Genomic DNA, 24481 nt, shown 5'->3' with positions numbered 1-24481 from the left:
ATCATGTCAAAATCAACAAGTAAGACGAAACAAAACGAGGAAATACTATCGATTCTAGAACAACGTATCCGAAAGAATAGTTATGGTATTGCCGAACTACAGTGGGAAAAACTAGCAGCTAAACTGCAAGCCAAACATATCCTTACTTTACAACAAATGGAAGTAAGCGGCGGCATGCCCAATGTAGTGCATTATGATGCGAAGAAAGACAGCTATACTTTTATGGATTGCTCGCCCGAAAGTCCCGCAGGTAGAAGAAGCTGTTGCTATGACCAAGCGGGATTGCTATCGCGCAAAGAACACGCACCCGCCACCAATGCCATGGACATGGCCGCTGCAATGGGCACACAAATATTAGACGAAGCGCAATATCGTTTTCTGCAAACCCTTGGCGAATTTGATCTCAAAACATCCAGCTGGATATTGACGCCGGCGCCCATTCGCCAATTAGGTGGTGCGCTTTTTGGCGACAGACGATATGATCATGTGTTTGTATACCATAACGGTGCCCAGTCTTATTATGCGGCCAGGGGGTTTAGAGCACAGTTCATGATTTGAACATTCCACAATTGCCGATTTTGTTAGCCTGATTGCTTATTTTGGTTTTATCAAAAGCAGGATTTAAGGCCAACAGATGAAGTTCACCAATCTCGATAACGCATTTTTATACCTGACATCGATTTGTTTGTTATCGATAATGGTATTGCAATTACTCTTTAGAAGAAAGCAGGGTGATCTGATTGCCGGCCGCCTATTATTGGGCTATTTTCTTTCGTATCTCTACCTCATTGGCATTACTTATCTTTTTGTGTATGGAGAGGGTGCCATGTTTGCGCACACCCTGAGAACCGGCTATATCGCCATCTTGTTGATGCCACCACTGGCTTTTTTTTACTTGCGACAATGCCTGGATCCCAAGCCATGGGCTTGGAAAGATACCCTACACCTCTTGCCTGTGCTGATGTATATGGTAGACCTTGCCCCATTTTTTGCACTCTCGGCTCTGGAAAAATGGCATATTTATCAGCAAATGACGGCCGTCGAGTACAGACTCGGCTTAAGTCAGGGTAAATGGATGCCAACCTATGGTTATCTGATCATCAGAACTGTGCAAATGTTGGTGTACTGGGTATTACAATGGCTGCTGCTACGCAAATGGAACAAACATCCCGATCATCCGCTTCGTGTAAACTCCCCCTATACCTGGAAATGGTTACACATATTCTTATATACCCAAGCAATCACATTTCTGCTGCCCGTATTGGGCATCACGCTTAGAAACAGCCACCTGGAAGTGGTTATCTTTTCTGCATCTGCCGCCGGTGCTATGGTTGTTCAGTGTTTTTACCTCCTGCTACACCCCGAGATTCTTTATACCGATACTTTTCAGCAAGAGGCTAAATTGGGGCCCAAAACAATGGATCAAGAAAAGCCTGATGATGATGCCAAAATAGTTGAGAAACGACTGAGCGCCGAGGAAGTTGCCGAAATGAAACCGGTGCTTACTGAATTGATGCAGCGGGCTCAACCCTTCAACCAACACCGATACACCCTTAGACAGCTGTCTGATGATACCGGCCTATCGGCACACAAATTATCTGCTTTTATTCATCAGGAATATGGCCTGCATTTCAACGATTACCTCAACCGTCTTCGTATTGATGCTGTGATTAAGAAACTAGATTCTGGCGAGTGGTCCAACAAAACCCTCGAAGCCATTGCTCAGGAATGTGGTTTTCAAAGCAGGGCCACATTTATTCGCGCCTTTAAAAAGGAACAAGGCATGACACCGGGGGAGTATCTCGACAGACAGAATCAGCCCCAATCAGCAGAATAAATTCGCTTTTTTGTTTCATTTTCTTTTTTGAAACAGACAAAATCGGCTGGTAAGGCTGCTTTTCTATCAAAAATCATATTTTGATTTATTATTATTTCAAGGAGTACCATTCGGTGCACCGCATTCTCAAATAACATCAATATGAAACATTTTATTACTAGGCTTTCTGCCTGGATGCTCTTGTTGGCGCTTTTTTCCTGCCAAGGTAACCCGGCTGTTTCCGAAGCAAAAGACAGCAATGCGACCATGTACTTTGGTGGCGACATCATTACCATGGAAGGCGATAGTGCCCAATATGCTGAAGCCTTGGTGGAGAAAGATGGTAAGATTTTGTTTGTGGGTGGAAAGGAGGAAGCCATGAAAGCCGCTGGAGACAACCATGACATGGTTGACTTGAAGGGAAAAACCCTTCTGCCCGGTTTTATTGATGGACATGCCCACTTCTTTGGGTTTGGCGCACAGGCGGTAACCGCCAATTTGCTCGCCAGTCCGGATGGTAATTGTAACGACATGTCGACTTTAATTCAGGAATTGAAAAAATGGACCAAAACAGCGGACCTCAGCAAGACCAAAGGTTGGATTGCGGGTATGGGTTTTGATGATGCAGTACTGAAAGAAAATCGTTTCCCAACCAGAGCAGATTTGGATCAAGTATCCAAAGACACGCCAATAATCGTTGTCCATATTTCCGCGCATTTCTGTGTGATGAATACGAAGGGGCTGGAAAAAATGGGCATTACGGCAGCAACACCCAATCCTGAGGGTGGGCTAATCCGAAGAGAAAAAGACGGTAAAACACCAGATGGTGTGCTGGAAGAATTGGCAGCAATTCCCTTGATGACGAAAGTATTGGCACCTAGTTCCAAAGAAAACGCCGTATTCTTTTTATCTAAGGGCCAGGAGCTTGCTGCAAGCTTTGGTCACACTACTGTGCAAGAAGGTCGTGCGATGTCGCCACAACATAATGCCATTGCCGGTTTTGCGGAGAGCGGTCAGCTCAAGCTGGATATAGCTACCTATATCGATTATACTGAACCACAACTCTTCCGTACCAAATGGTATGGAAGCAAGTATCAAAATCATTACCGTATTGCGGGCATCAAGCTTACACTGGATGGATCACCTCAGGGCAGAACGGCGTGGAGAACACAACCCTATTTATTACCACCTGATGGTCAGCCCAAGAACTATGCTGGTTACCCGGTTATTCCAAATGATGCAGATGTATTTAAAGTAATCGACACCGCATTTGCCAACAATTACCAAATGCTGGTGCATGCGAATGGAGATGCGGCCGGCGATCAATTATTCCGCGCTTTGGCTTATGGTGCAAATAAATATGGTAATACAGACAGAAGAACTGTGCTGATTCACGGGCAATTGATTCGTATGGATCAATTAGATAGTTTGAAGAAATATGATGTGGTAGCATCCTTATTTCCCATGCATACTTTTTACTGGGGCGACTGGTATAAGCGCATTATTGGTCCTGAAAAAGCAAAACAAATCAGCCCCATCAATAGCGCCTTGAAAAAAGGGTTGCATGTAACCAGCCACACCGATGCACCGGTGGCATTTCCAAACCTGATGATGATTCTCTGGACAACAGTGAATCGTGTAAGTAGAAGCGGTACAATCATGGGTGAAGGAGAAAGATTAACACCCTATCAGGCATTGCAGTGTATTACCAGTTGGGGCGCATGGCAGCATCGCGAAGAAGCAACAAAAGGTAGTCTGAAAGCAGGCAAAATGGCTGATCTGGTGATACTCGATCAGAACCCACTCAAGATTGATCCGATGAAACTCAAAGACATTCAAGTGATGCAGACAATAAAAGAAGGTAAAACCATTTATACAAAACGATAATTAGTCAACCCAAACAGGTCCAATGAAACATATTTATAAAAAACTAACAGCGCTCTTCTTGTTGTTAGTGCTGAATATTCAGCTCGCATTTACTTGTACGGGTTTAAGATTAGTCGCCAAAGATGGTGCAGTAATTTTTGCCAGAACCATGGAGTGGGGCACATTTGATCTTCGATCAAGAGTAGTAGTTATTCCAAGAAATTTCTCTTTGCAAGACAAAGCAGGAAATGGTGATAAAATTTTGGGATGGAAAACCAAATACGGCGCTGTGGGTATTGATGCTTTACAAAAAGATGTACTCATAGATGGTATGAATGAAAAGGGACTTACGGTAAATGCGTTTTACCATGAAGGGTATTCGGTATATCCTACTTATGACTCCAAGAAGGCCAGCTCAACCATTTCTGTATTGGGCTTTGCACCCTATTTGCTCACGAATTGTGCTTCAGTAGCTGATGTAAAAGAAACCATGAAAAAAATCAATGTAATCGGTGTTGTGGAACCCGCCATTGGTATGGCACCACCGTTACATTTTGGTGTTACAGACTCAAGTGGCAACACGATTGTCATTGAATTTATTAATGGACAGACAGTAGTACACGACGCGCCACTTGGTGTAATTACCAATGGACCAACGTATGACTGGCATATGGAGAACTTTTTAAACTATGTACAGTTAGACACAGCTTTATCGCATCGTAAAATTGAAAAATTGTCTGATGTAAAATTTGGTGGCGGAAATAAATTCTTTGGTATACCCGGTGACCTTACCTCTCCTTCTCGCTTGCTGCGCGTTGCTGCTAACGCAAGTCTCGCTCGCGTTACCCCAGATGGAAAAGAAACTATGTATGAGGCATTTCGAATTTTAGACAATTTCAATCTTCCGGTAGGAAAAGCAGCAGAAGGTGGCGGTGTAATTGATAATGCCAATCTCAGAAGCGCTACCAACTGGACTACCTGCTACGATACAAAGAACAAAGTGATGTATTTCCACACACTGCACAACAGAAGATTGAGGCAGATCAATTTCAAAGAATTGAATTTTAATGCTAAGTCAATTTTAAGGCTTGCCCTTGATGTTAAGAAAGAACAAGATATCGATGATATCACCCATAAACTTGTCGGTTAATTTGAATTAAGAAAAGAGTAGCAGCTATCTGAATTTGTTGTTGAAGCCGGATTATAAATACACAAGCATGATTTGATGAAACCAAATACTAGTAAGGTGATGCAGATAAGCAGAGATGGTCAAAACTGTGTTCACACAAATTAATAGGAACAAATGCACCAACGTACAAATTTGTTCACTTTGTTGATTTTGCTGATTGCTATACAAACAAATGCGCAGGATACAACAAAGAATATCAAATCCAGCCATCGACTCAGTTTTGGTTTGGGCCATACCAGTATTTCAGAAGGCAGACAAAACGGACAAACACAATGGCTGCCTCTTGCATCGTGGAGTTTGAACTATGATTATTGGCTCAATAATAAATGGGCTATTGGTTTGCAGAACGATTGGATTCTTGAAACATTTGTGGTGAAACAAAAAAGCGGTTCGGTAATAGAAAGAAAAAACCCTATCGCAGTTATACCCGTTGGCATGTACAAACTTTCTGGTCACTGGACAGCTGTCTTTGGTGCGGGCCTTGAATTTTCTCATGGCCACAATTTGGGCCTCACCAGATTGGGTGCAGAGTATGGCGTGCATCTACCTAAGCATACCGAAGTGGGCGTTGCGTTGGTGTGGGACAATAAATGGAATTACTACAATAGTTGGGGTATTGCTTTTACGGTAGGCAAGCTCTGGACAAAACATTGATAAAAAGAAAAACCCCGACAAAATCGTCGGGGTTTTTTTATGGTGGGGTTTTCATTATGCGAGATCAAAACGATCGAGTTGCATTACTTTATTCCAAGCTGCAACAAAATCGCGTACAAATTTCTCGTGACCATCAGCGCAGCCATATACTTCTGCGATAGCGCGCAGTTCAGTATTGCTACCAAAGATCAGGTCGGCACGTGTGCCCGTCCATTGTACATTACCTGTTTTGCGATCGCGGCCTTCGAACAAATCTTCTGTTTCAGAAGTTGCGCTCCAACTGATGCTGAAATCGAGCAGGTTCACAAAGAAATCATTGCTCAATACACCAACGCGCTTGGTGAATACGCCATTTGCAGAACCATCCCAGTTGGTACCCAGTACACGCATACCGCCCACCAATGCAGTCATTTCAGGTGCAGTCAGTGTTAAGAGTTGTGCTTTATCAACCAGCATATCTTCTGCCATTGCAGCAGCACGATGTCCTTTTGCATAGTTGCGGAAGCCATCAGCTTTTGGTTCTAGTACTGCGAATGAAGCAGTATCAGTTTGCTCCTGACTAGCATCAGTACGACCAGGTGTGAAAGGAACGGTGATGTTGACACCAGCATCCTTAGCAGCTTTTTCAACAGCAGCAACACCAGCCAATACGATCAAGTCGGCCAGCGATACTTTCTTCTTACCACCATTCGCATTGAAGCTTTGTTGAATTGCTTCCAAAGCGCTCAATACTTTAGACAATTGTGCAGGATTGTTGACTTCCCAGAATTTCTGCGGAGCTAAACGAACACGTGCACCGTTTGCACCACCACGCTTATCGCTGTTACGGAAAGTAGATGCAGAAGCCCAAGCTGTGCTTGCTAATTCACCTACAGATAAACCGGTGTTCAGAATTTGCTGCTTCAGTGAAGCGATATCTGCTTCATTGATCAATTCAAAATCAACTGCAGGAACAGGATCTTGCCAAATCAATTCTTCAGCAGGCACTTCTGCACCGAGGTAACGAGCGCGAGGGCCCATATCTCTGTGTGTGAGCTTGAACCAAGCGCGTGCGAATGCATCTTCAAACGCGGCGGGGTTTTCATAAAAATGACGAGATACTTTCTCGTATGCCGGATCGAAACGAAGTGATAAATCTGTTGTTAGCATGAATGGCTTGTGGAATTTGCCAGCCACGTGTGCATCAGGAATGGTTGCTTCGGCATTTTTGGCCACCCACTGGTGTGCACCTGCCGGGCTCTTGGTTAATTCCCACTCATATTCAAACAGGTTCTTGAAATATTCATGTCCCCACTTAGCTGGTGTGCTTGTCCAAGCGCCTTCCAAACCACTGGTGATCGTATCTTCTGAATGACCCTTACCAAATGTGTTGTTCCAACCCATGCTCATTTCCTGAATTGGTGCAGCGGCTGGTTCGCGGCCAACATATTTAGAAGGATCAGCAGCACCGTGTGTTTTACCGAAAGTGTGACCACCGGCAATAAGGGCTACTGTTTCTTCATCATTCATTGCCATGCGGGCAAATGTTTCGCGGATATCGCGAGCAGCAGCTACTGGATCAGGATTACCGTTAGGTCCTTCAGGGTTTACATAGATCAAACCCATCTGAACTGCACCCAATGGGTTTTCCAGATCGCGATCGCCAGAATAACGCTTGTCACCTAACCACTCTGTTTCAGAACCCCAATAGATATCTTCTTCTGGTTCCCACACATCTTCACGTCCACCGGCAAAGCCAAAAGTCTTGAAGCCCATACTCTCCAATGCTACGTTACCCGCCAGGATCATCAAATCTGCCCAAGACAGCTTGTTGCCATATTTCTGTTTCACAGGCCACAGGAGCAAACGGGCTTTGTCTAGGTTGGTATTATCAGGCCAGCTGTTTAATGGCGCAAAACGCTGTGTACCGCTTCCGGCTCCACCGCGACCATCGGCAATACGGTAAGTACCGGCGCTATGCCATGCCATACGAATCATGAAAGGACCATAATGACCGTAATCGGCTGGCCACCAGTCTTGTGAAGTGGTCATCAGATCGGTCAGGTCTTTTTTCACCGCAGCGAGGTCCAGGGTTTTGAAAGCTTCGGCGTAGTTGAAGCCGGGGTCCATGGGATTGCTGAGGTTGGAATGCTGACGCAGGATGTTCAGTTTGATTTGATTAGGCCACCAATCGCGATTGGTTGGCGCAGAACCTGCAGTACCCTTCTTCATGGTACCGTTGTGGAAAGGGCATTTGCTGATATCGCCCGACATTGCATGATTGTCTGCCATATGACTTGATTTATTTCGTTGAAAATGTAAATGCTTGAATGAGGCGTTTTGTTCAAGGCAGCAGCCTAAAACACTGAGCAAGATTACACGTGATTCGTTGATAAATCAAATTGATTATTTTTATGATTATATAGTTTTTGTCTATGACACTAACCCAATTGGAATATATCGTTGCATTGGATACCCACCGCCACTTTGTGTTGGCCTCGGAAAAATGTTTTGTCACCCAGCCAACTTTGAGCATGCAAGTGCAGAAACTGGAAGAAGAATTGGGTGTGAAGATTTTTGACCGAACCAAACAGCCGGTGATGCCAACAGCGATGGGTGAGCGCATTATTGCACAGGCCAGACTGGTGCTGCGCGAAGCAGGAAGGATTCAGCAATTGATTGATGAAGAGAAGGATGTAATGACGGGCGAATTACGCGTGGGTATCATTCCAACACTAGCGCCATATCTGCTGCCACCGCTGTTTAAACGCATGCGCGAGAAATATCCCCAACTCAACCTCATCATCCGCGAAACGATTACGGAAGAGATTGTACATGAGTTAAAGCAGAACCGACTGGATTGTGGCTTGGTGGTAACGCCTTTGAAAGATGCGGCCATTAAAGAATCGGTTTTGTTTTACGAGGAGTTGTTTGTGTATGTTTCGCGCAAGAATGCTTTGTACGATAAGCGCTATGTTTTGCCTAGCGAGATTGATCCGGATAAATTGTGGTTATTAGAAGAGGGGCATTGCTTCAGGTCGCAGATACTGAACTTATGCGAACTGCGCAGATCTAAGGACGATCATTTTAGATACGAGACAGGCAATATTGAAACCTTGAAACGCATGGTAGATAAGAGCGATGGTCTCACCATTCTACCGGAACTTGCTGTAATGGAGTTCAATAAAAACCAGCTGAAGCTGGTGAAGCAGATCAAGGAACCGAGACCGGCGAGAGAAGTGAGTTTGGTGACACACAGAGATCACCTCAAAACAAAACTGATCGAGACACTAAAAGCAGAAGTGCTGCAAATTGTGCCCGCACCCATGCAACAACTCAAGAATAAAAAAGTGGTGGAGATCAGCGATTAAACTGATTAATACACTAACTCAGCCTTACCGTTATTGCATCGCACAGATTTGGGCGTGGGCGGAACACTGCAATCTGAAGCAATACCATAGCGCGTATTGAATAGTTGTTGCTGCTGTGTAAAATGATACACTTTTTGCAGAAAGCAGGCGGTATCAATATCTGTTCTGTAGGGCAAAAAGCCGATGGGTCCGCCACAAGCTTTGGCGCCATAAGGTGTAATGCGCCAGGTTTTATCACCAGTGCAGTTATTGCTTTGTGACAAGATGATTAATTCATCATACAAGGATTTCAAGACAGCCTCATCAGCGGTTTTATTATTTTGCTCGCCAATGCTCGGTGCATTATTCGCGCAATCACCACCAATGTCAATTGGCTTGCTGCAAGCAAGTACAAATAATGTCAAACCCAGAAAGGCGCCAAGTATTTTTCTACGCATAAAACAAGATTATCTATCAGCCTGACGAAAAATTGTACTCAAGCGTTGCATCTATGCAATTGTTTAACAAATTTGATCCAAAGTTACTTGTTGTATCTTGTTGCAATGAAAAGGATGCTTCTGTTATTGCTTATTTGCCCAATTGGCATGCTTGCACAAAAACCTGGTTGGAATCTGAACCCATATTTTGTGAACTTTTTGGAAAGCCATCAGGACAGTGTGGTAAAGCAGTTTTTTTACAAAGCTGAAACAAAGAAGAAAGAAGTAGCACTCACATTTGATGATGGGGTTATTGAAAACACACCCAACTTGGTCAACTACCTGAAAGCAAACAATATACCCGCTACCTTCTTTCTCATCATGCGTTCCGTTAATGCAACCAATCTTCAACTATTTGATGCGCCACAGTTTGAGTTGGGTATCCACAGCTGGAAGCATGATGATTTTCGGGAACTTACAGAAGCACAAAAAATTGCTGATATGGACTCCTGCGAACGACGCTTGAAGGAGCTCGGTGTTATAGACCGATTTCCATATTATCGACCGGCCTATGGGGTGATTGATACCACCATTGCTCGCGAAATCAAGCGGCGAAACTGGAAGGGCGTTTTATGGTCGGCAGAGTCTCAAGACTGGAATGGCCTCAAGGGCGACACACTTATTAAGCACACAATGAAGGACTTAGACAGGGGCAGCGTCATCCTGTTTCATGATATTGTCTCCGTACAAGACCTGAATGCGGTCTGCAAAGCCATTCACGAGAAGGGATTCCGCATTGTACCACTCAGCAAAATAATCGGCCGAAGACCGCAATATCCCCGACATTTATAGCCTGAATCGACTGCTGGCCATGTCCATTCACGCTACTTATACCCTTACCAACCAATGCATGATTGTTGAGGCATCTGGCATCAACGAATCTGCTGAGCAGCTATTTGCCTTTGTGCGCGAAATGAATGCTCAAGCCGAAGCGGCTAATGTCTACAAAGTGCTCTGCGATGAAAGAAATCTAGATTATAAAGTATCTATCCTGCTGTTGTTGGAGTTGGGTAAAGAAACAGCCACCCTCACTGAGTTTTTAAAGAAAGTTGCCATTGTGATTCAACCGCGTTATATGGAAGACGGTAAATTCTACGAAAATGTTGTTCGCAACCACGGCGGTCAAATATTGGTTACTACAGATTATGCCGAAGCAGAACGCTGGCTCCAATAAATAATTATAGATAAAAACTGTATTTTGTCGGCAACAAGTCTGCTGCTATGGAAGTACATCATCATGCTCATCATCATGGTAAGAAAAATTGGAAAGCCTATTTCTGGGAATTTCTGATGTTGTTTCTGGCCGTATTCTGCGGATCAATGGCAGAATATCAACTGGAGCACAAGATCGAACGCGATAGGGAATATGCGTATGTTAAATCCATGATTGAAGACCTGCAGCAAGATACAGCCAAACTACGCTTATCCATGATTGCGTTTGATTCACAGGATCCGCATTTTGATACCATTATTAATCGTTTCGATTTACTTACTAAAGGCTATGATCATCAGTTGCGCAATAGTCTGGGCCTGATTATTGGCTATCGCGATTTTTTTCCAACGGATAAAACCCTGCAACAGTTGAAGAATGCGGGCGGATTAAGATTAATCCGCAATAAGAAAGCTGCTGATGGAATCACGCTCTATGATACCAGATTAAAAGAGCACGAGAAAACACAAAACAACCTGGAAGAAATCTTCCTGAAGTTTTACGATCTGCATCAGGATTTACACGACAACCTTCATGCAGACAAGGACAAAGCTGCTATCGGTATTGAAGCAATGGAGCAGGGTAACAAAAACTACTTGTTACGTAGCGATGCGGCTACCCTTGGTCAGTACTACAATAAAATCAAAGTGTACAGATCTATCCGCAAAAGAGCATATACACGTATGCAAACCTTGCAACAAGAAGCCGTTTCACTCATGCAGCTATTACGTGAGGCGTACAAGCTTACATCTTAATCTAAGAATCAGCGCAGCTAATTGGTATCTTTAGTAAAAACCTAACCATGCGCTGCTTTTCTATACTACTAATTTTGTTTCTGCAATTGTCTGCACGAGCACAAGACAGTGTGGCCTTATTAATAAGGTGTGATGATATTGGTATGAGCCGTAGCGTGAATATGGCTGCTAAGAAAGTATTGGAAACGGGTTTACCTGTTTCGATGTCGGTTATGGTTCCCTGCCCCTGGTTTGAAGACGCAGTAGCCCTCCTGAAACAATACCCGCATGTTGCAGTGGGCATTCACCTCACCCTTAACAGCGAATGGAAACAATATCGGTGGGGGCCGGTATCAGGCAAACACATGGTACCCTCACTCGTAGATTCGATGGGTAATTTTTTCCCATCCCGGACAAAACTGTTTGCTAATAATCCAGCTTTACACGAAATAGAATTCGAGTTGCGCGCGCAAATTGAAAAAGCGAAACGTGCGGGATTAGCGATTAGCTATCTCGACTATCATATGGGCGCAGCCATGCAAACATTGGAGACCAGAGCAATTGTAGAAAAACTTGCGAACGAATTTGGCCTAAGTATATCCCGTTATTACGGCGAAAAAGATATGACAGGTATGTATTTCGCGGCGCCAGCCGATAAGAAAGCACAATTGATAGAACAAGTAAATGCGCTTAAATCAGGTGCAGTTCAGCTTTTGGTAACACACGTGGGTATTGATAACGATGAGCTTGCGGCTATGGATGATCTAAATCCTGGCGCGCCGGCAGCAATGAGTAAACACAGACAAGCTGAGTTGAATGCATTGATTTCGCCAGAGCTGAGGAAGGCCTTGCAGAAAAACAGGATTAAGCTGGTGAATTATGCAATGCTTAACCAACAAATTGGTATCACGAAGATGAAAAGACCAATGTAAAGAAACCAATTCACCGAAACGCTTCAAAACAAGATATTTGTACGAGCATCAAAATCATAACTGTGCAAAAGCGACAAGACTATATTTCCTGGGATGAATATTTTATGGGTGTTGCCTTGCTGTCAGCAAAGCGCAGCAAAGATCCCGGTACACAGGTAGGAGCCTGTATTGTGAACCAGCAAAACAAAATTGTGGGTGCAGGGTATAATGGACTACCCATGGGCTGCAGTGATGACATTTTTCCATGGAGCAGAGAAGGCGATTTTCTGAACACCAAGTACCCTTATGTCTGTCATGCAGAACTCAATGCCATTCTCAATAATATTGGTATGGACTTGCATGGTTGTAAAATCTATACGGCTTTGTTTCCTTGTAATGAATGCACTAAAGCCATTATACAATCGGGCATAAAAGAAGTGGTTTATCTATCAGACAAATATGCTGGTGAAGATGTATTCAAAGCTTCGAGAAAAATGTTAGAGAGTGCCGGTGTTGCTTGCAGACAGGTTCAAACCAATATTGAAGAATTGGTGCTTTCATTTCAGGCACACAAAGTATAGTTACTGTTTGGTGAATACCATCATAGGGTATTCACCTTTTCTACCACATTCTGCCGGACTGCGCTCTTCTTTTTGATAAATCCAGTTGAGTATCGTTTTGCCGCCCAGCCAATCGTGTATATAATAGCGCATAAAGGGCACACTTAAACTACGCCATACCTTTAACTCATGTTTAGGCAGGGCCGTAAGAAAGCTGGCAGGCGGATGTATAAAATAATATAACTTTCTGGGTGCTTTATGATGGAAAAACATATTGGATAAACCATCAACAAATCGATTCTTTAACCAGTTGATACCGCGGAAAGGCAGTAGTGACAAATTCATCCAACTGGAATATTTGAACCATTCATACACGAGTACACCTTTACCGCCGGGCTTTAGTGAACGATATAATTCATGCACGGCATGAATCTGCTCATCTGCAGGAATGTGGTAAATGGTATTCAGTGAAATAAAGCCATCCATTGTATTGTCGCGCAGCGGCAGGTTAGCAATATCGCATAACAAGAAGATGCCCTTGCGCCCAATTTTTTGTTTGGCTTCTTTCAATGCACGAAATGAAAAGTCAACACAAACACGATACGTGTATTGCTCAGCATAGCTATGGTAAATATCAAACTGTATGGCGCCAGAAGCAGCATCCAATAAAAATTCACCAGAAGGCAGCAGATTGGTCTTTACACGCTCATGGCAGCGTTGAATATATTCGGCAGAAACAGGTCTGAGGTCTTCATAAATAACAGCATCTGTATAATCTCCTTCTGCATTACTGACCCAGCCTTGCTGATCATAAAAGTTGCGTACCAGTTGTTTATCGCTGTTCAGGTCTTCTTGTAATAATTTATGCGGAGCGTCTACTACAGCAAGATCTTTTAACAGCAACACGATTCCATCGATAACTGGATAGACATATTGATTGTCTTCAGAAATAAGTGCATCTACTACGGCCGTATTGAAAGTGGTACCATTGGCATGCCACAATTGGAGGCGTGCGGCTTTATGGTTGAGATCGGTAATCTCTTCCAAATGCAGCAGGCGTAAAGGTTTGCCCGTTATAGGGCATTTAAGGATGTGGATCCAGTTATTGATCATTAGGATTAGCGAAATAAAAGTACGGTTTATTTATACTTGAAGTTTTGTGTGAAGATTAAAAAAATGTACAATCAGCTTTGACTGTATTTTTGTGTCTTATACTACGATTATGGCCATCAGAATATTCATCACAGGCGGAACATTCGATAAAGAGTACAACGAACTCAATGGACAACTCTTTTTCAAAGACACCCATCTGCCTGAAATGCTGAAGCTGGGTCGTTGCAGGTTAGAACTGGATGTGCGCACCTTGATGATGATTGATAGCCTGGAGATGACAGATGCCGACAGGGAACTTATTGTTAGGCAGTGTGAGAATACGGAGGAGCATCAGATCATCATTACACATGGTACTGATACGATGGCAGAAACAGCAAGGGTAATTGCTGAACACATTCAAGACAAGACAATTGTGCTTACAGGCGCCATGATTCCTTATAAGTTTGGTAGCTCTGATGGTTTATTCAATCTAGGCAGTGCACTTGCCTTCGTACAAACTTTGCCACCGGGCGTATATGTAGCCATGAATGGCCGCTATTTTCATTGGCACAATGTGCGCAAGAATAAGCAGACTGGCGAATTTGAAGAGTTGAGCAAGTAATTATTCCGCGAGCAGCGACTGCACTTTTCTATAAAAATCAGCCATAAAGGCCTCATGCTCCTTACCTGTTGCGGGTCCTGCATAGCCCTGATGTAAGTATCGAACGGTGCCGTCTTTTCCTATAAATATGGTTGAAGGGAAATAGTGAATACCCGTTAACTGAGGCAATGTTTTCTCGGCACGCTTTTCATCGGTTACTGTAACACCTGTTACCAACATTGGGTATTGCACATCAAAACGTTTTCTGAATCGATCAATGCTTTTGCGTGAACGCTCAAAGTCAGTAGAGTATTCATAAGCAAGCGCCAACACTTCTATGCCCTTGTTGCGATACTGTTTATAAAATGTACTCAGCATTGCTGTTTCATCCATACAATTGGGACACCAGGACCCCATGATTTGAATGATAACAGGTTTGTTTCTAAAACGCGCATCACTAAGTGAAACCGTATCTCCATCAATCGAAGGAAAACGAAAATTCAATTTGTTTTCTCCTGGTTTCATGGCAAAGACAAGTGGCGCATCTGGTAAACTAGCTTTAGCATCTTTAGTGGCCTTCCAGTTTTCTTTACCGGCGAGTCCGGCGTAGAATACACCTTCTGCAATTGTAGAATCGTTCAAAACCTTAGCCGTGAATAGATATGCATGCGAACCATCGAAACAAGCAAGCTGTAATTGTTGGTTCTGAATAAAACCTTCGAGGAAACGATAATCACCAGAAGGGTTCAGAAACGTACCGGTTATGCGGGTATCTTTTTGCTCAAATAAGCCAACTGATGGACGCCAGCTGCCATTGCTTCTTTGAAAAGAGACACGCCAACGGCCTTGAATATCCTGACTGCTTTTGCTTGCAGATATAGCCTGTAAAGGCTTTGCTTCAAAGGGAATGGAAAAAGGTTCTGTGGCTGTTTTTTTCATCCATCGGCCGCGCATATGTCCGTCTTTCTCTACATAGACTTTAAATGCAGATTCAAAAAAGGGCATTTGAACCAGTAAGCTATCACCAGCATGCTGAAAATCATCTACCAGTAAACGTTCAGAGGCGTTAAGAATGAACCAGCGTAATTTATTTTGTTCGCGAACCTGTTCAAAACGAAAAGGAATTTGCACGCCATCTGGTAGCGTTAATACAGCAGCATATTCTTGACGCACGGTTTGTGCGAAGATGAAAGTGGGAATACAGGATAGCAATACCAGGAACCAGTTTCTTTTCATACCGCAAGATTACTTGAATTGATGCAACTGATCACAACGAAGCAATATCTTTAACAAAACAAGCACCATGCACCATAAGTTTTTTTTGATAGGCTGTTTCATCTGCCTGGCACTATGCACAAAAGCCCAGCAAGCCGAGGCCAAGCTGAAAGAGTTGAATATTCAATTACCTGCTGTGGGTAAGCCAATTGCGAATTATGTGAAATGGGTAAGAACGGGTAACCTGATTTTTTTGTCAGGCCATGGTCCGCAAAAACCAGATGGAACCTATATCACGGGCAAACTTGGAAAAGACATCAGTATTGAGCAGGGATATGATGCAGCGCGCTTAACAGCCATACAATTATTAGCTTCATTAAAAGATGCAGTTGGCGATTTGAATAAGGTAAAGCGTATCGTAAAAGTCTTGGGTATGGTGAACTCAATACCCGAGTTTTCAGATCAGCCCAAAGTAATCAATGGCTGCTCAGACTTACTGGTAGCAGTTTTTGGTGATAAAGGCCGTCATGCAAGAAGTGCTGTGGGTATGAATGCATTACCCGCAGGAAATATGTGCGTTGAAATAGAAATGGTTGTTGAAGTAGAGTAAACTATTTGCGCAGTTTAGGCGCATCTGTTTTCTTTTCAGCAGGAAGCATCATCGTTGATTCCTTACCGGGCATAAGACTGGAGCCGGGTAATAAGATGGTTGCTGGCTGCGTTGTCTTTTCAACCAGTGCTGCAGTTTCTGTAACCAGTTTTTCATAGTTGGTGTTTGATGGCGCTGTGGCCGGTTTGTTTGTATTGGTTACGGCAACAGCTTTAGTGCTGATGGGAGAAGCCGAATCTTTTTTGTTATCTGTTTGAACCGGGGTTGTTATCTTTTTTACCGGATCTATTGTTTTAGTCTTGTACTGCTGAGAAGCTACCGCATGGTAATAGCGATAATCGTAAGCGCTGCTGTAGAAGGTTTTGGTGTTCTCTAAGGCAAATTCTCTTCTTTGAACAGAATACTTGATTTTATCATTCGCGTTTTTCACAAATAAACTTGCTTCATCGGCAACAGCATAAGGGTATTGCTTCAGGATCTTCATTTGTGGCTTATCAATATTGTCTGCAATTGGGTTAACAGACAAAGCATAATCATCAGACCACAACGGACCAGCAGCCCAGTAGCAACCATTCATACCCAGATCACTGATATAGCGCATGAATACATCTAAAGCTTTTAACCAGCGGGGATCATTACCGGGTACGCCAAACTCACCAACCATACCTTTTAAATTGTTCTTCTCCAGCCAATCTACAAAAGGCTTGATGCGTCTCACGCCAACATACTCATCTACCTGGTTTAACTCATATGGCAACAAATACTTTCCGGTATAGTCGCGGTCGAAATAGCAATGTGCATCAAAAATCAGGTTATCAGAAGGGTCTTTCAGTTTGCGAAGACCATCGTTGTACTTAACCCAGGTGTCTGGATTGGAATAGTTTTCACCAGGAACGATGATGGCATTGCGCGCATCCACAGAGCGGATGGCCATGATTACCTGTTGAGCAGTTTCGCTCCAGCTGTAAGCGCCCATGTGGTGAGGCTCGTTCATGATGTCGAAGCCATAGATGTTTTTGAAACCCTTGAACTCTTTGGCCAATCTTTTCCAAACATCATTGTAATCAGCACGTGTAACATAGGGACTGCCAATTACGATATCGCGATTGTTGATGCGATAGCGGCCAAAATTGTGCATGCCCAGAATAACTTTGATGCCCCTGCTCTCGCAAAAGGCAACAACTCGTTTCATTTCCTTCAGTTGAAAAGCGTCCAGCTCTTCGCCCAGTTTGGGTTGAACGCGCTCCCATTTAAAGGGCAAATCAATCAAACGGAAACCTTTCTTATAGAAGTACTCAATATCAGTATTAGAGGGGTATTGATAGGTAACACCATAAGTACCGGGAAATTCTTTTTCACCAAACTCGCCGCCGCACATATTAATACCGAAGGGCAGGGTTTGGCCAAACGACCCCAGGGCCAATAAAGCGCTAAGCAAAAAAGTGAAACAAATATGGCGTACCGGTTGCTGCATAAACAGTGTTTTAACCGGTTCTTCCAGGATAAAAAATAAGTGGATTGATCTCGGGTCTTCCGAATCAGGATTTGGATCAGCTTGTGGTTAGAGGAGGAAATGGATGGAGGTTTTCCGAGGATCTTGGACTTCAAAGCAACACAATAAAAAGCAACAAAATCATTAAAAAACAATAAAAAATCGGCCATACAATAAGAAAACCGGCATTAACTGCCGGTTTTTCTCTTTATGAAGCACCCCACTATAAACTTATTTTCTCAAGCGCAACTCTGCACTTGTGGTATTTCTTGTGTTTGTTTGAGTTTGGTTGGCCGGCAGAATAGTAGTGCCAGGCAGATACACCGCAGATGCGGTATTGGCAGGTGTAGCTGAAGAAACAGCTGGTTTGGCTGTCTGTGTTTGAGTAGCAACTGCAACAGTATTAACGATTGCTGTATTATTCTGAGGACCCGCGATCATCGCATTCATTGTTGCAACATATACGCTGGAACTAACAGGGCGAACATTGGTATACCTGCTCATCACGCTCATTTGCGGACGATCTTTCCCTTTTCTGGGTGTTAGCGCAAGGGTATAATCATTATCCCACATATGTCCGCCAGCCCAATAATTACCTGAAATGCCGCTTTCGCTGATATAGCGCATAAACACATCCAGGGCTTTTAACCATCTTGGATCGTTATCAGGAACACCAAACTCACCAATAAACCCTTTTTTATTGTTGGCCTTCAACCAATCGAGAAATGGTTTTGCTCTGCGCACGCCAATATATTCATCAATGCCGTTTTCGTCATAGCCCATTTTGTATCTGCCGGAATAGTCGATGTCGAAATAACAATGCGCATCATATATAATCTTTCCGGAGGGATCTTTCAGGTCCTTCAGTACATCGCTGTATTGCACCCACTGCTCAATGCGCGCATAGTTATCGCCAGCAATCATGATCTGGTTAACCGCATCTTCCTGTCTGATTGCATAAATCACCGTCTGTGCAGTTTCAAACCATTTGAATGAACCCATATGATGTGGCTCATTCATGATATCGTAAGCATAAATGTTTTTATAATGACGCATCTCTGAAGCCATCTTTCTCCAGAAATCACCTAAATGCTCTTTACTTACACGTGATCCACCAATGATGAACTCCTTACCACCCATTGTATAGCGACCGAAATTGTGCATACTGAGAATAACGCCAATGCCCAGATTTTGGCAATGTGCTACAATCCGTCTGATCTCATTCATTTCAGCATTGTCTAATTGCCCACCCAGACTGCGTTGTACGCGTTCCCATTTGAAAGGCAGATCAATCAGGCGAAAACCTTTCTTATAGAAATAATCAATTTCTGCATTGGTGGGATAACTATAATGAAGATTAAGGGTACCCGGTAAATGGCTCTCACCAAATTCACCGCCACACATGTTGATGCCATATTGAACAGGCGATTTTTGTGCTTGTAATGTAGTATGGACGAATGCCCATATGAGCACAGCGAGTAGCGGCTTTTGCATAGAAAATCAGATTTTGGATTTGGATAAGCACCCTTTCAGTAACACTTACGAAGCAGGTTTGCCGAAAGATTGCTACACCGAAAATAGCAAAGCCTGCAGCCAACGCTGTTTAAAAAGGCCTTAAAGGGCGCCGATTGTTTGTTCTAACCGGATTATCCTGTTTTATTTATAGTATCCGGATGCAAGAAAGCGCCGGTTTCTTCGTTTATAATGTGCTAATATTGTTTGTGTTACCAATCATGCAACCAAGATTAATCTAATGAGGCAAAGTGCGGTTGATAAAAGCACTCCTTTGCTATTGAGTATCTGCTCATTGGTGCTCTTTGGTATGCTTTTATTTGCTGCCTGCAGACCCGGTCCCAAACTGCACAGAATTACGGCACAACAGGGGGTAATAGACCTTCAAAAAGCCGATTTTACCAAAAACACCTATTCTCTGAACGGCGAATGGCTGATTCATCCGCACCGGCTCCTTTATCCGGGAGACACTGCAGCGGGTACAGGGGTTCGCTTTCCGCTGATTTGGAATAAGTTAGCATTAAACGGGGTGGACTTATCGTCCATGGACTATGCAACTTATCAGTTGCGTGTCTACCTTCCACCGGGGCACAAGCCATTAGCCATCACCGTACCAGACGTCTATTCCTCCCAGCGGATTTTTGTGAACGGAAGAATACTGACTGAACACGGCAGGCCAGATACCAGCGAGGCAGGATACATCCCCAAATGGAAAAAAGAAACCCTTGTACTTCCCCAAAGTGATACACTTCACCTTATTCTGCAGATCGCCAATTTCTCACACGCCACAGGCGGGCCTTATGAAGAAATGCGCATTGGCGATGCGGTAAAGTTGATGGGTCAGCAGCAAAAAAGTAATGCAGTTGATTTTCTCTTGTCGGGCGGTTTGCTTTTGGGTGGCTTGTTCTTTTTTGGTTTATACCTTTTTGGCAGACACGATAAATCTATTCTCTACTTCGCGCTGTTTTGTATTGCTTATAGCTATCGTATAGTTGGTAGCGGTGGTTATGCTTTACACAATGTTTTTCCAGATGTGAGCTGGTATGTGAACATTCGGTTGGAATACCTCACATTGTTTGCTTCAGTTATTTTCCTGATTCAATACATCAGTCATCTCTATCCAGAAGATGCGAACAGACAGATTGTAAGATGGATGATTGGTTTTTGTCTGGTCTTTTTTGCTGGTGGGTTATTTCTGCCAACAACACTGTTCACCAGAACCATTAACTATTTCCTGATTACTACTTTTCTATTCATTGCCTATGGAACATATGTTTTCTTCCGGGCAATTTATCTGAAGCGTTTAGCATCGGGGTATATTGTTGTGAGTCTGCTCGTTTTATTGATGATCTTGATCAATGTAAACCTGCAGCATTTTGGTATTACCAGGGATAGCCGCGTGCTGGAAACCATGGGCTATGTGGTGTTCTTCTTTTTACAGTGTTTGATTCTGGCGTATCGTTTCTCTTATGAACTCAATAAAGCCAAGACACTTGCTGAAAGCGGTCTTCGTGCGAAGTCTGAGTTTTTATCGGTGATGTCGCACGAGATTCGTACTCCGCTTAATTCAGTCATTGGCATGACGCATTTGATGTTGAAGAATAATCCGAGAGAAGATCAGAAAGAGCAATTGAATGTGTTGTTGTTTTCAGCTGACAACCTTTTGTCTATTGTGAACAGTATTTTGGATTACAATAAGATTGAAGCAGGAAAGATTGATTTTTATCCGGAAGAGGTTGATCTCTTATCCATCGCGCGGAATGTGATGTTGGGCATGCGTGCCTATGCGAAAGAAAAAGGCATTGAACTGCGGATGCGTTTGGATGATAAATTAACCAATAAGGTAATGGCAGATCCCACGCGTGTTGCGCAAGTGTTCACGAACCTGGTACACAATGCCATTAAGTTTACACAAGAGGGTTGGGTGTGTTTAAGTATTCTGGTAGAAGAACAAACCGAGAATGATGTAACGGTAAAAGTGATGGTAGAAGACACCGGTATTGGTATTGAAGAACAAAAACAGCGATTCATTTTCGAAAGGTTTACACAAGCAGATTCTTCTACATCTAGAAGATTTGGCGGCACCGGTCTAGGCTTGGCCATCAGCAGATTGATATTGGAAAGACAAGGAGCGATGCTTCAGTTACAAAGCGAAGCAGGTAAGGGTTCAACTTTCTATTTCACCCTTACATATCCGCTGAGTGATAAAGAAGCCAGCAGCATTCATGCAGAAATGCAGAAATCCACACAGAGCAATAATCAGGACAATACCCTGAATGGTGTAGATATTTTGCTGGTAGAGGATAATGAAATGAATATCCTTGTTACGGAATCCTTCCTGAAGAAATGGGGCGCAAAAGTTGAGGTGGCAAGAAATGGTGAAGAAGCTATCCAAAAGCTGGATACAGACAGACACAAACTGATCTTAATGGATATGCACATGCCGGTGATGGATGGCTATGAAGCTACTAAGATCATCCGCGAACGCGGCGATAACCTGCCCATTGTTGCATTAACCGCAACAGTTCCAAGTGAGATAGAAAGCAAAACATTCTCTACTTATTTTAATGGAATTATTGTAAAGCCATTTAATCCGCGCGATCTGTACAATATGGTCTATCACCATACGATTGGGAATTAACTAAATCCCCGTACTTTTAATTGCTTGTCATTATTCTGGAAAACATATTTACGTATTAACGGTTGGTCACAGCGCGGTGAGTTTCCTTATCATCTGCGTAAGTGTGTGATTATTGTTGGTCCACACACAAGTGCCTGGGACTTCATCATTGGTCTTGGTTTCAGAAACACCATGAAGCTGAAACATTCTCATTTTCTCGGTAAGCAAGAATTGTTTCAAGGGCCATTTGGCTGGTGGTTCAAAAGTTTGGGTGGTACGCCCGTTGATCGGTTTAGCAGAAAAAACATGGTAGAACAAGCAATAGATATGTTTCGCGGTAAGGATGATTTTATGCTTGCTTTATCGCCGGAAGGCACGAGAAAAAAAGTAGACAAATTGCGCAGTGGGTTTTATCATATTGCCAAAGGTGCAGGTGTGCCGATTGTTATGGTAGGGCTTGATTTTGGTAATAAGCAATGCGTGGTTGGTGATCATTTTTATCCTTCAGATGATGAAGCTGCAGATTTCAAACGCATCATCACATTTTTTGCATCAGTTGATGGAAAAATTCCGGAAAACGGTGTTGCACATTTATTGTAAGCAATAAAAATCCCGGCTCTTTTTGAGAACCGGGATTACCCTATTTACCTTTCATATGGCATTAATGTCTTTCCGGAGCCAGACCCCAATGTTCGGGGCTTCTCCAGAGTGAAGACAACAATAACTCACGCATATAGAAGAACTCTTTAGGCAGTCTGTCGTACAGCTGTGCGAACAGTTCTTCATGACCAAGCAATTCTTTCTTCCATGGTTCTCTGTCAATGGTCATTACTTTATCAAAGTCTTCTTTGGTAAAGCCGCTTTCGGTCCAGTCAACATCTCTGTAACGTGGTACCCAACCAATTGGACTTTCCACACCGGCACCTTTTCCGCGAATGCGGCCCACAATCCATTTCAGCACGCGCATGTTTTCACCAAAGCCCGGCCAAATGAAATTGCCTTGATCGTCCTTGCGGAACCAGTTCACACCAAAAATGCGTGGCGGGTTAGGCAGGTCGCGACCAAACTGTAACCAATGGTTGAAATAATCGGCCATATGGTAGCCAAGGAATGGCAACATCGCAAATGGATCGCGCCTTACTTTACCAATTTCACCAAATGCTGCAGCAGTCATTTCACTACCCATGGTAGCAGCAAGGTATACACCAAATGACCAGTTGAATGATTGGTATACCAATGGTACGGCGGTACTTCTGCGACCACCAAATACAAATGCATGCATGGGCACACCTTCTGGATTATCCCAATCTTTATCAATTACCGGGTTTTGATAAGCCGGCGCTGTAAAGCGGGCGTTGGGGTGTGCAGCAGGTTTACCGCTGTTCTTATCGTAAGGTTGTCCGTGCCAATCGATCAACCCATCGGGTACTTCCTTTGTCATGCCTTCCCACCATACATCACCATCAGGTGTGATGGCCACATTGGTGAAAATGGTATTGGCAGCGATGGAAGCCATCGCGTTTGGATTGGTTTTGGTATTGGTACCTGGGGCTACACCGAAATAACCTGCTTCGGGGTTAATGGCGCGTAGGCGACCAGTTTCATCTTTATGAATCCAAGCAATATCATCACCGATGGTGGTAATCTTCCAGCCATCCAGTCCTGATGGTGGAATCAGCATGGCGAAATTGGTTTTACCACAAGCACTTGGGAAAGCGCCGCCGATATAGGTTTTCTCTCCATCAGGAGATTCCACACCCAGAATCAGCATGTGTTCTGCCAGCCAACCTTCATCGCGGCCCATTACACTGGCAATACGTAAAGCGAAACATTTTTTACCCAGTAAAGCATTACCACCATAACCACTACCATAAGAGATAATCAATCTTTCTTCAGGGAAATGTGTGATATATTTTACAGTTGGGTTACAAGGCCATTTGGCATCTGCCTGGCCTGCTTGCAATGGTGCACCAACGGTATGGATACATTTTACCCATTCGTTGGATTGCAGATAAGGCATGATCTGTGCACCCATGCGGGTCATGATCTTCATATTGATCACCACATACTCACTGTCTGTAATCTGCACACCATAACGGGAAAGCGGAGAACCTACCGGACCCATACAGAAAGGAATCACATACATGGTACGGCCTTTCATAGAACCAGCTGTGAGGTCTTCCAGTAGTTTTTTCATTTCCTTGGGCTCCATCCAGTTGTTGGTTGGACCAGCATCTTCTTTTCTGCGGCTGCAGATATAAGTTCTGTCTTCTACGCGAGCCACATCGCTGGGGTCGCTGAAGCAGGCAAAACTATTCGGACGCTTTTCAGGGTTGAGTTTGATGAATGTACCCTTGTCTACTAACTGCTGACATAACGCATTGTATTCTGCATCGCTGCCATCGCACCAATGAACTGCATCAGGAGTAAAATGTTTCTCCATAATGCCAATCCATTCCTGCAGCCCCAATGGCGCAGCAAATGTGCTGTTTGAGGCAAATGTTTTGGTTTCGAACATAGTAGAAAAATTTATTAATTGAAATTAGGTGTTAACGGTTGCTTGACAAATTTTT

22 protein-coding genes are annotated in these 24481 nt (G+C 43.5%); 15 read left to right on the top strand and 7 right to left on the bottom strand.

Annotated elements, in window-relative coordinates; all coding sequences use genetic code 11:
* The first annotated feature begins 3 nt into the window (after positions 1–3).
* The 5 genes from J0L83_10590 to J0L83_10570 all read left to right on the top strand — a co-directional run bounded on the left by J0L83_10590 (position 4) and on the right by J0L83_10570 (position 5525).
* Complete coding sequence (locus J0L83_10590; protein ID MBN8665016.1) at positions 4–558, top strand: DUF4256 domain-containing protein; 555 nt, start codon at positions 4–6, stop codon at positions 556–558.
* Positions 559–634: 76 nt separating this feature from the next.
* Positions 635–1837, top strand: a complete 1203-nt coding sequence (locus J0L83_10585) for an AraC family transcriptional regulator (GenBank protein MBN8665015.1) — start codon at positions 635–637, stop codon at positions 1835–1837.
* Positions 1838–1978: 141 nt separating this feature from the next.
* Positions 1979–3703 carry an amidohydrolase gene (locus J0L83_10580; protein ID MBN8665014.1) on the top strand — a complete coding sequence of 575 codons (1725 nt, stop codon included), beginning with the start codon at positions 1979–1981 and terminating at the stop codon, positions 3701–3703.
* 22 nt (positions 3704–3725) lie between these two features.
* Positions 3726–4832 carry a linear amide C-N hydrolase gene (locus tag J0L83_10575; GenBank protein MBN8665013.1) on the top strand — a complete coding sequence of 369 codons (1107 nt, stop codon included), beginning with the start codon at positions 3726–3728 and terminating at the stop codon, positions 4830–4832.
* Between the two features lie 153 nt (positions 4833–4985).
* Positions 4986–5525 (top strand): hypothetical protein, encoded by a 540-nt coding sequence (locus J0L83_10570; GenBank protein ID MBN8665012.1) that lies wholly within the window; start codon positions 4986–4988, stop codon positions 5523–5525.
* 54 nt (positions 5526–5579) lie between these two features.
* Here the strand turns inward: J0L83_10570 and katG are convergent, their stop codons facing one another.
* On the bottom strand, positions 5580–7778 hold the full coding sequence (katG, locus tag J0L83_10565) for a catalase/peroxidase HPI (protein ID MBN8665011.1): 2199 nt from the start codon (positions 7776–7778) through the stop codon (positions 5580–5582).
* A 161-nt stretch (positions 7779–7939) separates the two neighbouring features.
* Between katG and J0L83_10560 the strand changes: the two genes are divergently transcribed.
* Positions 7940–8875 (top strand): LysR family transcriptional regulator, encoded by a 936-nt coding sequence (locus J0L83_10560; GenBank protein ID MBN8665010.1) that lies wholly within the window; start codon positions 7940–7942, stop codon positions 8873–8875.
* Between the two features lie 5 nt (positions 8876–8880).
* Here J0L83_10560 and J0L83_10555 read toward each other — a convergent pair whose 3' ends face one another.
* Positions 8881–9312, bottom strand: coding sequence for a hypothetical protein (locus J0L83_10555; protein ID MBN8665009.1), 432 nt, complete (start codon positions 9310–9312; stop codon positions 8881–8883).
* 105 nt (positions 9313–9417) lie between these two features.
* On the opposite strand from J0L83_10555, the gene J0L83_10550 reads away from it, so the two are divergent.
* The 5 genes from J0L83_10550 (at position 9418) to J0L83_10530 (ending at position 12787) form a co-directional block, all read left to right on the top strand.
* Positions 9418–10143, top strand: coding sequence for a polysaccharide deacetylase family protein (locus tag J0L83_10550; protein MBN8665008.1), 726 nt, complete (start codon positions 9418–9420; stop codon positions 10141–10143).
* Between the two features lie 58 nt (positions 10144–10201).
* Entirely contained in the window at positions 10202–10525 is a 324-nt protein-coding gene (locus J0L83_10545) for a hypothetical protein (GenBank protein MBN8665007.1), read from the top strand.
* A gap of 47 nt (positions 10526–10572) precedes the next feature.
* The gene (locus J0L83_10540) at positions 10573–11316 is read left to right on the top strand and encodes a hypothetical protein (GenBank protein ID MBN8665006.1); all 744 of its coding nucleotides are present in this window, start codon (positions 10573–10575) and stop codon (positions 11314–11316) included.
* A gap of 47 nt (positions 11317–11363) precedes the next feature.
* Complete coding sequence (locus J0L83_10535; GenBank protein MBN8665005.1) at positions 11364–12227, top strand: ChbG/HpnK family deacetylase; 864 nt, start codon at positions 11364–11366, stop codon at positions 12225–12227.
* Between the two features lie 62 nt (positions 12228–12289).
* The gene (locus tag J0L83_10530) at positions 12290–12787 is read left to right on the top strand and encodes a dCMP deaminase family protein (GenBank protein MBN8665004.1); all 498 of its coding nucleotides are present in this window, start codon (positions 12290–12292) and stop codon (positions 12785–12787) included.
* On the opposite strand, the gene J0L83_10525 is transcribed toward J0L83_10530, so the two are convergent.
* A complete protein-coding gene (locus J0L83_10525; protein MBN8665003.1) occupies positions 12788–13879 on the bottom strand; it encodes a class I SAM-dependent methyltransferase in 1092 nt (363 codons plus the stop codon). It lies immediately after the preceding gene.
* A gap of 109 nt (positions 13880–13988) precedes the next feature.
* Between J0L83_10525 and J0L83_10520 the strand changes: the two genes are divergently transcribed.
* Complete coding sequence (locus J0L83_10520) at positions 13989–14480, top strand: asparaginase (protein ID MBN8665002.1); 492 nt, start codon at positions 13989–13991, stop codon at positions 14478–14480.
* On the opposite strand, the gene J0L83_10515 is transcribed toward J0L83_10520, so the two are convergent.
* Positions 14481–15695 carry a TlpA family protein disulfide reductase gene (locus J0L83_10515; GenBank protein MBN8665001.1) on the bottom strand — a complete coding sequence of 405 codons (1215 nt, stop codon included), beginning with the start codon at positions 15693–15695 and terminating at the stop codon, positions 14481–14483.
* A gap of 67 nt (positions 15696–15762) precedes the next feature.
* Between J0L83_10515 and J0L83_10510 the strand changes: the two genes are divergently transcribed.
* Positions 15763–16284, top strand: coding sequence for a RidA family protein (locus J0L83_10510; GenBank protein MBN8665000.1), 522 nt, complete (start codon positions 15763–15765; stop codon positions 16282–16284).
* A 1-nt stretch (position 16285) separates the two neighbouring features.
* Here J0L83_10510 and J0L83_10505 read toward each other — a convergent pair whose 3' ends face one another.
* Both J0L83_10505 and J0L83_10500 read right to left on the bottom strand, forming a co-directional pair.
* Positions 16286–17758: a glycoside hydrolase family 5 protein gene (locus J0L83_10505; GenBank protein MBN8664999.1), complete on the bottom strand. Its 1473-nt coding sequence runs from the start codon at positions 17756–17758 to the stop codon at positions 16286–16288.
* A gap of 249 nt (positions 17759–18007) precedes the next feature.
* The gene (locus J0L83_10500) at positions 18008–19270 is read right to left on the bottom strand and encodes a glycoside hydrolase family 5 protein (GenBank protein MBN8664998.1); all 1263 of its coding nucleotides are present in this window, start codon (positions 19268–19270) and stop codon (positions 18008–18010) included.
* 259 nt (positions 19271–19529) lie between these two features.
* Between J0L83_10500 and J0L83_10495 the strand changes: the two genes are divergently transcribed.
* Together J0L83_10495 and J0L83_10490 are read left to right on the top strand one after the other, a co-directional pair.
* On the top strand, positions 19530–21929 hold the full coding sequence (locus J0L83_10495) for a response regulator (protein ID MBN8664997.1): 2400 nt from the start codon (positions 19530–19532) through the stop codon (positions 21927–21929).
* Positions 21930–21953: 24 nt separating this feature from the next.
* Positions 21954–22508 (top strand): 1-acyl-sn-glycerol-3-phosphate acyltransferase, encoded by a 555-nt coding sequence (locus J0L83_10490; GenBank protein ID MBN8664996.1) that lies wholly within the window; start codon positions 21954–21956, stop codon positions 22506–22508.
* Between the two features lie 61 nt (positions 22509–22569).
* On the opposite strand, the gene J0L83_10485 is transcribed toward J0L83_10490, so the two are convergent.
* Positions 22570–24426: a phosphoenolpyruvate carboxykinase (GTP) gene (locus tag J0L83_10485; GenBank protein ID MBN8664995.1), complete on the bottom strand. Its 1857-nt coding sequence runs from the start codon at positions 24424–24426 to the stop codon at positions 22570–22572.
* Positions 24427–24481: the final 55 nt, after the last annotated feature.

The sequence above is a fragment of the Chitinophagales bacterium genome, assembly GCA_017303835.1.
Lineage (GTDB): Bacteria > Bacteroidota > Bacteroidia > Chitinophagales > Chitinophagaceae > JAFLBI01.
This window is presented reverse-complemented; position numbering and strand designations above follow the sequence as displayed.

Excerpts from the sequence above, each read along its gene's own strand:
- J0L83_10590 (MBN8665016.1), top strand. The coding sequence starts at position 4 with ATGTCAAAATCAACAAGTAAGACGAAACAAAACGAGGAAATACTATCG.
- J0L83_10585 (MBN8665015.1), top strand. The coding sequence starts at position 635 with ATGAAGTTCACCAATCTCGATAACGCATTTTTATACCTGACATCGATT.
- J0L83_10580 (MBN8665014.1), top strand. The coding sequence starts at position 1,979 with ATGAAACATTTTATTACTAGGCTTTCTGCCTGGATGCTCTTGTTGGCG.
- J0L83_10575 (MBN8665013.1), top strand. The coding sequence starts at position 3,726 with ATGAAACATATTTATAAAAAACTAACAGCGCTCTTCTTGTTGTTAGTG.
- J0L83_10570 (MBN8665012.1), top strand. The coding sequence starts at position 4,986 with ATGCACCAACGTACAAATTTGTTCACTTTGTTGATTTTGCTGATTGCT.
- katG (MBN8665011.1), bottom strand. The coding sequence starts at position 7,778 with ATGTCGGGCGATATCAGCAAATGCCCTTTCCACAACGGTACCATGAAG.
- J0L83_10560 (MBN8665010.1), top strand. The coding sequence starts at position 7,940 with ATGACACTAACCCAATTGGAATATATCGTTGCATTGGATACCCACCGC.
- J0L83_10555 (MBN8665009.1), bottom strand. The coding sequence starts at position 9,312 with ATGCGTAGAAAAATACTTGGCGCCTTTCTGGGTTTGACATTATTTGTA.
- J0L83_10550 (MBN8665008.1), top strand. The coding sequence starts at position 9,418 with ATGAAAAGGATGCTTCTGTTATTGCTTATTTGCCCAATTGGCATGCTT.
- J0L83_10545 (MBN8665007.1), top strand. The coding sequence starts at position 10,202 with ATGATTGTTGAGGCATCTGGCATCAACGAATCTGCTGAGCAGCTATTT.
- J0L83_10540 (MBN8665006.1), top strand. The coding sequence starts at position 10,573 with ATGGAAGTACATCATCATGCTCATCATCATGGTAAGAAAAATTGGAAA.
- J0L83_10535 (MBN8665005.1), top strand. The coding sequence starts at position 11,364 with ATGCGCTGCTTTTCTATACTACTAATTTTGTTTCTGCAATTGTCTGCA.
- J0L83_10525 (MBN8665003.1), bottom strand. The coding sequence starts at position 13,879 with ATGATCAATAACTGGATCCACATCCTTAAATGCCCTATAACGGGCAAA.
- J0L83_10520 (MBN8665002.1), top strand. The coding sequence starts at position 13,989 with ATGGCCATCAGAATATTCATCACAGGCGGAACATTCGATAAAGAGTAC.
- J0L83_10515 (MBN8665001.1), bottom strand. The coding sequence starts at position 15,695 with ATGAAAAGAAACTGGTTCCTGGTATTGCTATCCTGTATTCCCACTTTC.
- J0L83_10510 (MBN8665000.1), top strand. The coding sequence starts at position 15,763 with ATGCACCATAAGTTTTTTTTGATAGGCTGTTTCATCTGCCTGGCACTA.
- J0L83_10505 (MBN8664999.1), bottom strand. The coding sequence starts at position 17,758 with ATGCAGCAACCGGTACGCCATATTTGTTTCACTTTTTTGCTTAGCGCT.
- J0L83_10500 (MBN8664998.1), bottom strand. The coding sequence starts at position 19,270 with ATGCAAAAGCCGCTACTCGCTGTGCTCATATGGGCATTCGTCCATACT.
- J0L83_10495 (MBN8664997.1), top strand. The coding sequence starts at position 19,530 with ATGAGGCAAAGTGCGGTTGATAAAAGCACTCCTTTGCTATTGAGTATC.
- J0L83_10485 (MBN8664995.1), bottom strand. The coding sequence starts at position 24,426 with ATGTTCGAAACCAAAACATTTGCCTCAAACAGCACATTTGCTGCGCCA.